The organism is Paraburkholderia sp. MM5482-R2 (assembly GCF_050436125.1).
Lineage (GTDB): Bacteria > Pseudomonadota > Gammaproteobacteria > Burkholderiales > Burkholderiaceae > Paraburkholderia > Paraburkholderia tuberum.
Map to the genome: position 1 here is coordinate 826,503 of NZ_JBNDLP010000002.1, position 13,409 is coordinate 839,911.

The following is a 13,409-nucleotide window of genomic DNA, read 5'->3' on the forward strand; positions in this document are numbered from 1 at the left end:
CCTGTCCGACGGCCCGTGACGGCGATTGGCGAGGCCGTCCCGCACGGGGGCCGGCACGCTTGTCGCCGCATCCCGATGGCACGACGGAACGACACGACAACGACCCCGGAACGACACCCGGACACCGTCAGAATACCGCCGGACAAATTCGATCAAGCAACGAGCGAGCCAGATTTTTGATGACTGACGCCACCCTCCTGAGTTCCAGCTATTCGCACTATGCCGCGCGCGCCGCCGCGGCCCGCCCGCAACTGGTCGCGCATGTCGGCGCGCTGGCCGACGAACCGCTGACGCGCGAGCGCATCGACGCGCGTCTCGACGAACTGTGCGCCGAGGCGGCGGGCCCAGCCGGTGCGCCGGTCAACGAAGATGCGCTGAAGCGCGCGCTGCGCCAGCTGCGCACCGAAGTATTCTGCGCGGTGATGGAGCGCGACCTGGCCGGCGAGGCCGATATCGCCGAAGTCACCGGCGCGATGACCGATCTCGCGGAAACGACGATCCAGCGCGCGCTGACGGTGCTGAGCGCCGAGCTCGAAGCGCTGTATGGCGAGCCGCGCGACCAGCAGGGCGAACGGCTCACGCTCGGCGTGGTCGGTATGGGCAAGCTCGGCGGGCGCGAGCTGAACGTGTCGTCGGATATCGACCTGATCTTCGTCTATGAGGACGACGGCGAGACCGCCGGCGGCCAGCGCCCGCCGCTCGCGACCCAGGAGTTCTTCACGCGGCTCGGCAAGCGGCTGATCGGCGCGCTCGCCGAAGTCACCGCCGACGGCTACGTGTTTCGCGTCGATATGCGTCTGCGGCCGAACGGCGATTCGGGGCCGCTCGTATGCAGCCTCGGCATGCTCGAAGAGTATTTCTATGTGCAGGGCCGCGAGTGGGAGCGCTACGCGTGGATCAAGGGCCGGCTCGTGTCCGAGGGCGCGAGCGCCTCGGCGCAGCGGCTGCAAAAGCAGCTCGGGGCGATCGTCACGCCGTTCGTCTATCGACGCTATCTGGATTTCGGCGTGATCAGCGCGATTCGCGCGCTGCATCTGCAGATCCGCCAGGAGGCGCAGCGCCGCGCGTCGATGCGCCCCGACAAGGCCGACGACATCAAGCTCGGCCGTGGCGGCATCCGTGAAATCGAATTCAGCGCGCAGGTGTTCCAGCTGATCCGCGGCGGCCAGGACGCCGGCTTTCGCGTGCGGCCGACGCTCGCCGTGCTGCGCCACGCGGCCACGAATGGGTTGATGGATCCGTCGGTGTGCGTGAAGCTGTCGCAGGCGTATCGCTTTCTGCGGGAGCTCGAGCATCGTTTGCAATATCGCAACGACGCGCAGACCCACGCGATGCCCGTCGATGCCGAAGACCGCATGGCGCTCGCGCGCGTGATGGGCTGCGACGACTACCCGCAATTGATGACGAAGCTCGACGCGCATCGCGAGTTGGTCGAACAGCAGTTCGACCAGATTTTCGCCGACAAGGTGGGCGGCCGCGACGGTTGCGGCGCGCCCGAGGACGGCGCGGCCGCGTGGGTGTGGAGCAGCGCGCTCGCCGACGATAGCGCCGACGACGCACTGCGCGCGCGCCTCGTCGAACTGGGGGTGGCCGAGCCCGGTGAGCTGCTCGCCCGGCTGCAGGCGGTGTGGCGCTCGTCGCGCTACACGGGCCTGAACGAGCGCAGCCGGCAGCGTTTCGACATCGTCGCGCAGCGCGCGCTCGAAGCCGCGCGCACGCTGGAGCCGGCCGGGCGCCGCGGCGATACGGTCGCGCGCCTGTTCGATCTGCTCGAAGCGGTGAGCCGGCGCGGCGCGTATCTGGCGCTTCTGACCGAGTATCCGCAGGCGCTGCACCAGGTGCTGTCGGTGCTGGGCGGCTCGCGCTGGGCGGCCGGCTATCTGATCCGCCATCCGCAGCTGCTCGACGAGCTGCTCGACGTCGAGGCGATCAACAGTCCGTTCGACTGGGCTGAATTCAAGCGTACGTTGCGTTTGCGGCTCGCCGCCGCCGATGGCGTCGAGCAGCAGATGGATCTGCTGCGTCACGCGCATCAGGCCGAGGTGTTCCGCATTCTGCTGATCGATCTTGCCGGCAAGCTGTCCGTCGAGCACGTCAGCGACCGGCTGTCCGAGCTCGCCGACGCAGTGCTCGACGTGACGATCGAAGCCGTGTGGAAGCAGTTGGCCAAACGTCATCGCGACGTGCCGCGCTTCGCGGTGATCGCCTACGGCAAGCTCGGCGGCAAGGAGCTCGGCTACGCGTCGGACCTCGACGTGATCTTCCTGTACGACGATCCCGGCGATGCCGCCGCCGACGTCTACGCAACCTACACACGGCGTCTGATCACATGGCTGACCACCGCGACCGGCGCCGGCACATTGTTCGACATCGACCTGCGGCTGCGGCCCAACGGCGAGTCGGGCCTGCTCGTCACCGACCTCGATGCGTTCCGCCGCTACCAGCTGCGCGAGGGCGACGCGGCGAATACCGCGTGGGTGTGGGAGCATCAGGCGCTGACGCGTGCGCGCTACTGCGCGGGCGATCCGGAGATCGGCGCGAAGTTCGAGGCGATCCGCGAACAGGTGCTGACGACGCCGCGCGAAGCGGCGCCGCTCGCGAAAGAGATCGTCGAGATGCGCGCGCGTGTCGAGGCGGGACATCCGAACCATACGCCGGCGCTGTTCGACCTGAAGCACGACCGCGGCGGCATGGTCGATATCGAGTTCACCGTGCAGTACTGGGTGCTGCTGCATGCGGCGCGCGATCCCGAGCTGATCCGCAATACCGGCAATATCGCGCTGCTGCGTGAGGTGTCGCGTTTCGGGCTGATGAGCGAAGCGGAAGCGGAGACGGTCGGCGCCGCCTATCGGCGCTATCGCAAGCTGCAGCACACGCTGCGGCTCGATGGGATGGAGAAGGCGCGGGTCGATCCGGCGCTGGTCGCGGCCGAGCGCGAGGCGGTGCTGGCGTTGTGGAAGAGGGTGTTTGGGTAAGGGCGCTCACGCACTTCGCGTAGCGCATCATGCGCGGCCGGGATCGGTGTGATGTCCCGGCCAAGCCGACTCAGCCGTGTGCGGCCGCCTATGCGCGGCGCAATTTCAGGCGGCCAGCATTTCCTTCGCGTGCTTGCGCGTGGTCGCCGTGATTTCGAGGCCGCCGAGCATTCGCGCGACTTCCTCGATGCGGCTCGCCTTGTCGAGCGAGCTCACGCTGCTGAGCGTGCCGCCGGTGCCGTTGCTCGTCTTTGCGACCTGGAAATGATGATCGCCGCGCGCGGCGACCTGCGGCAGATGAGTCACGCACAGCACCTGGCGCGCCTCGCCGAGCTGATGCAATAGCCGTCCGACCACTTCGGCCACGCCGCCGCCGATGCCCGTATCCACTTCGTCGAAGATCAGGGTCGGTGTCGGGCTGGCCGCGCTCGCGATTACTGCGAGCGCGAGACTGATACGCGCGAGTTCGCCGCCTGACGCAACCTTCGCGAGCGGCCGCCGCGGCACGCCGGCATGACCGGCGACGCGGAACTCGATCTGCTCGAGCCCGTGCGCGCCACCTTCGGGCAGCGGCACCAGCGCGACGTCGAAGCTGCCGCCTTTCATCGACAGTTCCTGCATGCCGGTCGTGACCGCCTCGCCGAGCGCCTTGCCTGCTTTCGCGCGTGCCTTCGACAGCTTTTTCGCCTCGGCGACGAACACTTCCTTCGCTTGCGCTTCGGCGGCGCGCAGGCCGTCGAGGTCGGCGGCGGCGTCGAGCGCGGCCAGTTGCTTGCGCCGCTCTGCGTGTTCTTCCGGCAGCGTCTCGGGTTGCAGGCGGAATTTGCGCGCGGCCGAGTGCAGCGCGTCGAGGCGCTTTTCGACCTGCGCGAGCCGCTCCGGATCGAGCTCGAGCTTCTGCGCGTAGTGGCTCAGCGAATACGCGGCTTCCTGCAACTGGATTTCGGCCGGTTCGAGCGCGGCGAGCACGTCGTTCAGCGCGGGGTCGATCTCCGCGAGGTCGCGCACCTTCGACACGATCGAGCCGAGATGCGTGATCATCGCGTCGTCCGATTCGGATAGCGCGCCGAGCGCTCCCTGCACGCCATCGATCAGATTCGCGGAATGCGACAGCCGCCGATGCTCGGTGTTGACTTCTTCCCATTCGCCCGGCTGTGGCGCGAGCTTGTCGAGTTCGGTGAGTTGCCACGCGAGTCGCTCGCGTTCGAGTTGCAGCTCGCGATCGCGCGTTTGCGCTTGCTCGACGGCCTGCGCCTTGTCGCGCCACGCGCGCCACGCGCGCGTGACGGCGGCGGCCAGGTCGGACAGGCCCGCGTGCGTGTCGAACAGCTCGCGCTGCGCGTCCGGGCGCATCAGCAACTGGTGCGCGTGCTGGCCGTGAATATCGACGAGCATCTCGCCGACCTCGCGCAGCTGCGCGAGCGTGGCCGCCGTACCGTTGATGAACGCGCGCGAGCGGCCGTTCGCGTCGACCACCCGCCGCAGCATCACGGTGCCGCCGTGCTGGCCGTCGTCGGCCGCGCCGAGCGCCTGGGTGTCGAGCCATTGATCGACCTGTGCGTGCGTCTCGAACTCCGCGGTGATGTCGGCGCGGCTCTCGCCGGTGCGCACGACGCTCGCCTCGGCGCGCGCGCCTAGTGCCAGCGCGAGCGCGTCGATCAGGATCGATTTGCCAGCGCCGGTTTCGCCCGAGAAAACGGTAAAGCCGCTGTCGAATTCGAGGTCGAGCGCGGCGACGATGACGAAGTCGCGTATCGAGAGGTGGCGAAGCATGGAGGTCGTCGGGTGAGCTTGGGATTCGGGTGGCGGCCGCGGCGGCGTGCGAAATCAAAGTGCCGCTTACGGCCTCGGGTCTTCTTCGTGCGACGGGTACTCGTGCCAGTGCAGCTTCTTGCGTAGCGTCGCATAGTAGCTGTAGCCGACCGGATGCAGCATCGGCACCGTGTGGCGCGAACGGCGCACCTCGATCGTGTCACCGAGCTCCAGCGACGTGAACGACTGCATGTCGAAATTGACGTTCACCTCGCGCCCGGAAACGATCTGGATGCTGACCTTCGATTCGTCCGGCAGCACGATCGGCCGGTTCGACAGCGCGTGCGGCGCGATCGGCACGAGCACGATGCCCTGTAGTTGCGGATGCAGGATCGGCCCCTGCGAGGACAGCGCGTACGCGGTCGAGCCGGTCGGCGTCGCGACGATCAGGCCGTCCGAGCGCTGGTTGTACATGAAGCGGCCGTCGACCGACACGCGCAACTCCGCCATGCCCGAGAAGCCGCTGCGGTTGACCACCACGTCGTTGAACGCGAGCGCGTGGTAGATCGGCGTGCCGTCGCGCACGATGCGCGCTTCGAGCAGCACGCGCTCCTCGCGCTCGAAATTGCCGGACAGCATCTGCGGCACGATCTCGCGCATGTCGGAGATCGGAATGTCCGTGATGAAGCCGAGCCGCCCGTGGTTGATGCCGATCAAGGGCGTGCGATACGGCGCGAGCTGGCGGCCGATGCCGAGCATCGTGCCGTCGCCGCCGAGCACCACGGCGACGTCGGCGCGCGCGCCGATCTCGGCGAGACGCAGCGCCGGATAGTCGGTCACGCCGATTTCGGCGGCGGTGTCGGCTTCGAACACGACTTCCAGGCCGAGCTTCGCGATGCAGGCGGCGAGCGCGGTCAGCGGCTCGCCGATGCCTGGCGTATTGCTGCGCCCGACGAGCGCGACGGTCTTGAACTGGCTGGTCACTTGCATGCCGGCATTACACCATAGGTAGGGCCTGAAAAGAACCGCAGACCAACCCGGTTGTGGGGCGGCGCACGCAGGGCGTCTGCGTATGTCGCGATTATCGTTAGAATGGTGAAGACCCGATGACATGCGAGCCCGCCGACGGCGGTGCATTCGCCGGGAGCGGGCGCCGCGGGCGCTCTCGGCTGCGATGCCATTGAGCTAAAATTTTTCGTCATGCTAGATCCTCGCGCACAAACCCTCCTCAAAACGCTGATTGAGCGCTACATCGCCGAAGGTCAGCCGGTCGGCTCTCGCACGCTGTCACGTTATTCGGGCCTCGAACTGAGTCCGGCCACGATCCGCAACGTGATGTCGGACCTCGAGGATCTGGGGCTCGTGATCAGTCCGCATACGTCGGCAGGGCGCATTCCGACACCACGCGGCTACCGCCTGTTCGTCGACACGATGCTGACCGTCGAATCCGCCGCCGACGAGGAGGCGGTGACGCGCACCGTCAAGACCACGCTGCAGGTGGGCGAGCCGCAGAAGATCGTCGCCGCGGCGGCGAGCGTGCTGTCAAATCTGTCGCAGTTCGCCGGCGTCGTGCTCACGCCGCGTCGCAGCCACGTGTTCAAGCAGATCGAATTCATGCGCCTGTCCGACCAGCGCATTCTGCTGATCATCGTGACGCCCGAAGGCGACGTGCAAAACCGCATCCTCGCCACCCAGCGCGACTTTTCGCCTTCGCAACTGGTGGAAGCCTCCAATTACATCAACGCGCACTTCGCGGGCCTCTCGTTCGACGAGGTGCGCCGCCGCCTGCGCGAGGAAATCGACGAGCTGCGTGGCGACATGACCTCGCTGATGCACGCGGCCGTCACCGCCAGCACCGACGAATCCGACACCGGCGAGACCGTGTTGATCTCGGGCGAGCGCAATCTGCTCGAAGTCGCCGATCTTTCGTCGGACATGGCGCGCCTGCGCAAGCTGTTCGATGTGTTCGACCAGAAGACCAGCCTCCTTCAGTTGCTCGACGTGTCGAGTCACGCGGCGGGCGTGCAAATATTCATTGGCGGCGAATCGAATCTGGTACCGATCGAGGAAATGAGCGTCGTCACCGCGCCGTACGAGGTGAACGGCAAGATCGTCGGCACGCTCGGTGTGATCGGACCGACCCGCATGGCCTACAACCGCGTGATTCCGATCGTGGACATAACCGCGCGGCTGTTGTCCATGACGCTCAGCCAGCAGTAGTCCTCGGGCTCCGCGGAACTGGCGTCATCGCAGTCCGTGGCGATCATGATGCGCGAACGCGCGGTGTCTGCCAATCGTCCGAATGGCCAGGGGTCTCTGGCGGCGCCGGGCAGAACTCGCGCCGCTATAATGAATCTCCATTGAATCGACTCGCCGCAAAATGCGGTGATTTCTGCTACCTATGCGCTTCGACCTCGAGCGGCCTTCACAGAACGCCACGTCGCATCGCGTCGCCGTGTTGCTGATCAATCTCGGCACGCCCGACGCGCCGACGCCGCGCGCGGTGCGCCGCTACCTCGCGCAGTTCCTGTCCGATCCTCGCGTGGTCGAAATTCCGGCGCTGCTGTGGCAGCTCATTCTGCGTCTGCTGATTCTGCCGTTGCGCGGCCGCAGCTCTGCGAAGAAGTATGCGGCGGTGTGGATGCCCGAGGGCTCACCGCTGCGCGTCCACACCGAAAAGCAGGTCGAGGGCCTGCGCCATCTGCTGCAACTGAACGACTACACGGTGCTGGTCGACTACGCGATGCGCTACGGCACGCCCGGCATTCCGGCAATGCTGAACCAGCTGAAGCTCGCGGGCGCCGAGCGCGTGTTGCTGATGCCGATGTATCCGCAGTATTCGGCGTCGACCACTGCGACCGCGTTCGACGAAGCCTTTTCCGCGCTCAAGCGCATGCGCAACCAGCCGGAAGTCCGCACCGTGCGCCAGTACGCCGATCACCCGGCGTACATCGCGGCGCTCGCCGCACAGGTGCACCACTACTGGCATCTGCACGGCCGCCCCGATTTCGCGGCGGGCGACAAGCTCGTGCTCAGTTTCCACGGCGTGCCCAAGCGCACGCTCGACCTCGGCGACCCGTACCACGAGCAATGCCAGCAGACCGGCGCGCTGCTGATGCAGGCGCTCGATTTGACGTCGGTCGAATGCCGCATCACGTTCCAGTCGCGCTTCGGCAAGGCCGAATGGCTGCAGCCCTACACGGCGCCGACGTTGAAGGAGCTCGGCGCGGCAGGCGTGCGGCGTGCTGACGTGTTTTGCCCGGGTTTCACCGCCGACTGCCTCGAAACGATCGAGGAAATCGGCATGGAAGGGCGCGGCGAATTTCTGCAGGCGGGTGGCAAGGAGTTTCACCGGATCGCCTGTCTGAACGCGTCGCAGCCGTGGGTTGCCGCGCTTGGCGAAATCGTTGCGCAGCATCTGCAGGGCTGGCCCGTGCAGGCGGTGCCGGTGCCGCACACGACAGGAGCTTGAATACGCAGATGAACTACCGCATTTCAACCGAACCGGGCGCGAAACTGCGCATCGACAAATGGCTGTGGGCCGCGCGCTTCTTCAAGACGCGTTCGCTGGCCGCGGAGGCGGTCGACAAGGGGCGGGTGCGTATCGGCGGCGTCGCCGTGAAGCCGGCGAAGGACGTGCGTGTCGGCGATCTGGTCGAAATCGAGATCGAGCGCTACGTGTGGCAGGTGGAGGTGCTGGGCGTATGCGACGTACGCGGTCCGGCGAGCGTCGCGCAGACGCTTTATTTGGAAACCGCGCAGAGCAAGGCGAAGCGGCAGGTCGAGCAGGAACGGCGCAAGGTCTACCACGAGCCGGCCGCCGCGCTGCACGGCCGACCGACCAAACGCGACCGGCGCACTATCGACAGATTTTCAGGTGGGGATTGAGAAACTGCTCCACGGTGGCGTGTGCGCCGCCGTACTCGGTGGTGTGGTCGTTGACCGCACCGGACATGCAGATGGTCGTGGTGCCCGCGATCAGTACCAGTGCGACCACGCCGATTGCAAAGGTCAGTTTCACGGTACTCCCCTTGATGGGCTGAAACAGGCTATCGGAACGACTGTCAGGTGTCGGTAACGCTTACGTCAGATTAGGGTTAACGTGGCGTTGCCGCTCCCTGACTGGAGAATAGGTCAGTTGCGGGCTGCACTCAATCTCTATCTGATTGCGCCACGTTGAGGCTTGTTACGGCGCATTTCGCCTGCACGTCGGTGGTGCGAAAAAACCCTCGACCCGCTTGAAACGGCTTTTTCAGGCCCCATCTGGGGTCCGGTCTGGCGGATCGGCGCGAAGACGCGTGTCGCGATTTTGCAAAGCATGAATCGTACTGTGTCGGAACGGCTTGCACCGCCTTTGGCTTTTACTTTTTAACGACTTTCAGCGACATGGAAAACACGCAAGAGAACCCGACGAGCCAGAATCCCACGCCCGCCGACGAAGCCGCGCGCCAGGCCGCCGAGGCGGCCGGGGCCGCTGCTCAACAGCCGGACACCGGCGCCCCCGCGGAACCGGCCCAGGGTGCCGCCGAGCAGGCGCTGGTCGACGCTCAGGCGAAGATCGCCGAGTTGCAGGAAAGCTTCCTGCGCGCGAAGGCCGAAACCGAAAATGTGCGCCGGCGCGCTCAGGAAGACGTCGCCAAGGCGCACAAGTATGCGATCGAGAGCTTCGCCGAGCATCTGCTGCCGGTGGTCGACAGTCTCGAGGCGGCCGTCGCCCATTCGTCCGACGACTTGCAGAAGGTCCGCGAAGGCGTCGAGCTCACGCTGCGGCAGTTGAGCGGCGCGCTCGAGAAGGGTCGCGTCGTGGCGATCAATCCGGTCGGCGAAAAGTTCGATCCGCATCGCCATCAGGCCATTTCGATGGTGCCGGCCGACCAGGAGCCGAACACCGTCGTCGCGGTGCTGCAAAAGGGCTTTGTGATCGCGGATCGCGTACTGCGTCCCGCGCTCGTGACCGTCGCGGCGCCGAAGTAATCACGTTGACACTCGCTCCGGGCGTTTGCGCCGGTGGCGTCTGCTGCGTCGCTTCGCATCGCTACGTGCCGCAAAGATCCATCGATTCAGGCACTTCCGGCGAACCACGCCGGGGGCGCCGCGCAGACTGACCGAGCGGGCTCGCAGCGAAGATTCAGGCGCCTCGCCCCGTGATTGAAAAAAATTAAAGACCGCATCGCAAAAGAGGTCTTGAAAACGATGTGGCCGCACTTATTTTGAGTGCAGGTATGAATTGAGAGCGGATCGTCCCGCCGCCAGATGGGTCAACCGGGCGCTTTCCGCAGCGATCAAAGTCAGGAGATTTGTAAAAATGGGCAAAATCATCGGTATCGACCTCGGCACGACTAACTCGTGCGTGGCGATCATGGAAGGCAACTCGGTCAAGGTCATCGAGAACTCGGAAGGCGCGCGCACCACGCCGTCGATCATCGCTTACATGGATGACAGCGAGATCCTGGTCGGCGCGCCGGCCAAGCGTCAGTCGGTCACGAACCCGAAGAACACGCTGTTCGCGGTCAAGCGCCTGATCGGCCGCCGCTTCGAAGAGAAGGAAGTGCAGAAGGACATCGGCCTGATGCCCTACAAGATCATCAAGGCCGACAACGGTGACGCGTGGGTCGAAGTGCGCGACCAGAAGCTCGCGCCGCCGCAAATCTCCGCCGAAGTCCTGCGCAAGATGAAGAAGACCGCTGAGGACTACCTTGGCGAGACCGTCACGGAAGCCGTGATCACGGTGCCGGCGTACTTCAACGACAGCCAGCGTCAGGCAACCAAGGACGCCGGCCGCATCGCCGGTCTGGAAGTCAAGCGGATCATCAACGAACCGACCGCCGCGGCTCTCGCGTTCGGTCTGGACAAAGCCGAAAAGGGCGATCGCAAGATCGCGGTGTACGACCTGGGCGGCGGTACGTTCGACGTGTCGATCATCGAAATCGCGGACGTCGACGGTGAAATGCAGTTCGAAGTGCTATCCACGAACGGCGATACGTTCCTCGGCGGCGAAGACTTCGACCAGCGCATCATCGACTACATCATCGGCGAGTTCAAGAAGGAGCAGGGCGTCGATCTGTCGAAAGACGTGCTCGCGCTGCAGCGCCTGAAGGAATCGGCTGAAAAGGCCAAGATCGAGCTGTCGTCGAGCCAGCAGACCGAAATCAACCTGCCGTACATCACGGCGGACGCATCGGGTCCGAAGCACCTGAACCTGAAGATCACGCGCGCCAAGCTGGAAGCGCTGGTCGAAGACCTGATCGAACGCACCATCGAGCCGTGCCGCGTCGCGATCAAGGATGCGGGCGTGAAGGTCGGCGAAGTCGACGACGTGATCCTGGTCGGCGGTATGACCCGTATGCCGAAGGTGCAGGAAAAGGTGAAGGAGTTCTTCGGCAAGGATCCGCGCCGTGACGTGAACCCGGACGAAGCCGTGGCCGTTGGTGCCGCGATCCAGGGCCAGGTCCTGTCGGGCGACCGCAAGGACGTGCTGCTGCTCGACGTGACCCCACTGTCGCTCGGCATCGAAACGCTCGGCGGCGTGATGACGAAGATGATCAACAAGAACACGACGATCCCGACCAAGCACGCGCAGGTCTACTCGACGGCTGATGATAATCAAGGCGCCGTGACGATCAAGGTGTTCCAGGGCGAACGCGAAATGGCAGCGGGCAACAAGCTGCTCGGCGAGTTCAACCTCGAAGGCATTCCGCCGGCACCGCGCGGCGTGCCGCAGATCGAAGTGAGCTTCGACATCGACGCGAACGGCATTCTGCACGTCGGCGCGAAGGACAAGGCGACCGGCAAGGAGAACCGCATCACGATCAAGGCGAACTCGGGTCTGTCCGAAGCCGAAATCGAGAAGATGGTGAAGGACGCCGAAGCGAACGCGGAAGAAGATCACAAGCTGCGTGAGCTGGCCGACGCCCGCAACCAGGGTGACGCGCTCGTCCACAGCACGAAGAAGGCGCTGACCGAGTACGGCGACAAGCTCGAAGCTGGCGAGAAGGACAAGATCGAAGCCGCGTTGAAGGACCTCGAAGACACGCTGAAGAGCAACTCGAGCGACAAAGCCGCGATCGAAGCGAAGATCGAAGCGGTGGCCACGGCCTCGCAGAAGATGGGCGAGAAGATGTACGCCGACATGCAGGCTGCGCAGGGTGCCGAAGCGGCGGCGGGCGCGGCGGGCGGTGCCGGTGCATCGGCGGGTGCGAGCCAGCAGGCCGACGATGTGGTCGACGCTGACTTCAAGGAAGTGAAGAAAGACTAAAGCCAGGTCGGCATCCGACCGTAAAGCCGTGCACAGCAATGTGCGCGGCCCGGCTGCACGAGAACGGCGCCCCCGGGGCGCCCAAAGTGCAAGAGCGGTTTTCGCGCCTGGCGAGCCTTTTTGGGGCTCTCCGGGCACGTTCGTTTTATGGAGGGCGTTGTTTTGAACCGTGCCCTGGCGCGGCGCAGACAGCGGCCGGACGAGTCGTGAGACTCCACAGCATTCACAAGGAGCTACCGCGTCGCTTTGCGCGGCGGCGTTGAACCGATATGGCGAAACGGGATTACTACGAGGTTCTGGGCGTCGCAAAGAACGCGAGCGACGACGAAATCAAGAAGGCTTATCGCAAGCTCGCGATGAAGCACCACCCCGACCGCAATCCGGGTCACAAGGATGCGGAAGAGCATTTCAAGGAAGTGAAGGAAGCCTATGAAATGCTGTCGGATTCGCAAAAGCGCGCCGCGTACGATCAGTACGGTCACGCGGGCGTCGATCCGAACATGGGTGGGGCCGGCGCGCAAGGTTTCGGCGGCTTTGCCGATGCATTCGGCGACATCTTCGGCGACATCTTCGGCCAGGCGGCCGGCGGCGGCGCACGCGGAGGCGGCCGCGCGGGCCCGCAGGTGTACCGCGGCGCCGATCTGCGCTACAGCATGGAAATCACGCTCGAGCAGGCCGCACACGGCTACGACACGCAGATTCGCGTGCCGAGCTGGGTTTCGTGCGAAGTCTGCCATGGCTCGGGCGCGAAGCCGGGCACCAAGCCGGAAACCTGCCCGACCTGTAGCGGCTCGGGTTCGGTGCGCATGTCGCAGGGCTTCTTCAGCATCCAGCAGACTTGCCCGAAGTGCCACGGCACCGGCACCTACATCCCCGAGCCGTGCAATCACTGCCACGGCGCGGGTAAGGTGAAGGAAACCAAGACGCTCGAAGTGAAGATCCCGGCCGGTATCGACGACGGCATGCGCATCCGCTCGGCCGGCAACGGCGAGCCGGGCATCAACGGCGGTCCGTCGGGCGATCTGTATGTCGAGATTCATATCAAGCAGCACTCGGTGTTCGAGCGTGACGGCGACGATCTGCATTGCCAGATGCCGATCCCGTTCACTACCGCGGCGCTCGGCGGCGATATCGAGGTGCCGACGCTCGCCGGTCGCGCCAGCTTCACGGTGCCGGAAGGCACGCAGTCCGGCAAGACGTTCCGTTTGCGCGGCAAGGGCATCAAGGGGCTGCGTTCGAGCATCGCCGGCGATCTGTACGTACACGTGCAGGTTGAAACGCCGGTCAAGCTCACCGAAGCGCAGCGCGATCTGCTCAAGCAGTTCGAAAAGGCGCTCGTGGAAGGCGGTTCGCGGCATAGTCCGCAAAGCAAGAGCTGGTTCGATCGCGTAAAGAGCTTTTTCGATTGATTTGATTCGGCGGTCAGT

At 65.2% G+C, this 13,409-nt stretch carries 10 protein-coding genes; 7 read left to right on the forward strand and 3 right to left on the reverse strand.

Annotation, left to right across the window (positions count from 1 at the left end; genetic code table 11):
• Positions 1 to 179 precede the first annotated feature (179 nt).
• Entirely contained in the window at positions 180 to 2,975 is a 2,796-nt protein-coding gene (gene glnE / locus OKW37_RS06845) for a bifunctional [glutamate--ammonia ligase]-adenylyl-L-tyrosine phosphorylase/[glutamate--ammonia-ligase] adenylyltransferase (protein ID WP_429407382.1), read from the forward strand.
• Between the two features lie 105 nt (positions 2,976 to 3,080).
• On the opposite strand, the gene recN is transcribed toward glnE, so the two are convergent.
• Both recN and OKW37_RS06855 read right to left on the reverse strand, forming a co-directional pair.
• Positions 3,081 to 4,748, reverse strand: coding sequence for a DNA repair protein RecN (gene recN / locus OKW37_RS06850; protein WP_429407380.1), 1,668 nt, complete (start codon positions 4,746 to 4,748; stop codon positions 3,081 to 3,083).
• Between the two features lie 66 nt (positions 4,749 to 4,814).
• Positions 4,815 to 5,717, reverse strand: coding sequence for an NAD kinase (locus OKW37_RS06855; RefSeq protein WP_184055543.1), 903 nt, complete (start codon positions 5,715 to 5,717; stop codon positions 4,815 to 4,817).
• Between the two features lie 210 nt (positions 5,718 to 5,927).
• Between OKW37_RS06855 and hrcA the strand changes: the two genes are divergently transcribed.
• The 3 genes from hrcA to OKW37_RS06870 all read left to right on the forward strand — a co-directional run bounded on the left by hrcA (position 5,928) and on the right by OKW37_RS06870 (position 8,615).
• On the forward strand, positions 5,928 to 6,947 hold the full coding sequence (gene hrcA / locus OKW37_RS06860; protein ID WP_090803113.1) for a heat-inducible transcriptional repressor HrcA: 1,020 nt from the start codon (positions 5,928 to 5,930) through the stop codon (positions 6,945 to 6,947).
• A 181-nt stretch (positions 6,948 to 7,128) separates the two neighbouring features.
• Complete coding sequence (hemH, locus tag OKW37_RS06865; RefSeq protein WP_429356621.1) at positions 7,129 to 8,199, forward strand: ferrochelatase; 1,071 nt, start codon at positions 7,129 to 7,131, stop codon at positions 8,197 to 8,199.
• Between the two features lie 8 nt (positions 8,200 to 8,207).
• Complete coding sequence (locus OKW37_RS06870) at positions 8,208 to 8,615, forward strand: RNA-binding S4 domain-containing protein (RefSeq protein WP_184055537.1); 408 nt, start codon at positions 8,208 to 8,210, stop codon at positions 8,613 to 8,615.
• Here OKW37_RS06870 and OKW37_RS06875 read toward each other — a convergent pair.
• Positions 8,587 to 8,748: a hypothetical protein gene (locus OKW37_RS06875; protein WP_167368620.1), complete on the reverse strand. Its 162-nt coding sequence runs from the start codon at positions 8,746 to 8,748 to the stop codon at positions 8,587 to 8,589. The genes OKW37_RS06870 and OKW37_RS06875 overlap by 29 nt on opposite strands.
• Before the next feature lie 365 nt (positions 8,749 to 9,113).
• Between OKW37_RS06875 and grpE the strand changes: the two genes are divergently transcribed.
• The 3 genes from grpE to dnaJ all read left to right on the forward strand — a co-directional run bounded on the left by grpE (position 9,114) and on the right by dnaJ (position 13,391).
• Positions 9,114 to 9,701, forward strand: a complete 588-nt coding sequence (grpE, locus tag OKW37_RS06880; protein WP_429407377.1) for a nucleotide exchange factor GrpE — start codon at positions 9,114 to 9,116, stop codon at positions 9,699 to 9,701.
• A 331-nt stretch (positions 9,702 to 10,032) separates the two neighbouring features.
• On the forward strand, positions 10,033 to 11,982 hold the full coding sequence (gene dnaK / locus OKW37_RS06885) for a molecular chaperone DnaK (protein ID WP_018419483.1): 1,950 nt from the start codon (positions 10,033 to 10,035) through the stop codon (positions 11,980 to 11,982).
• 269 nt (positions 11,983 to 12,251) lie between these two features.
• Complete coding sequence (dnaJ, locus tag OKW37_RS06890) at positions 12,252 to 13,391, forward strand: molecular chaperone DnaJ (protein WP_018419484.1); 1,140 nt, start codon at positions 12,252 to 12,254, stop codon at positions 13,389 to 13,391.
• The last annotated feature ends 18 nt before the right edge of the window (positions 13,392 to 13,409 follow it).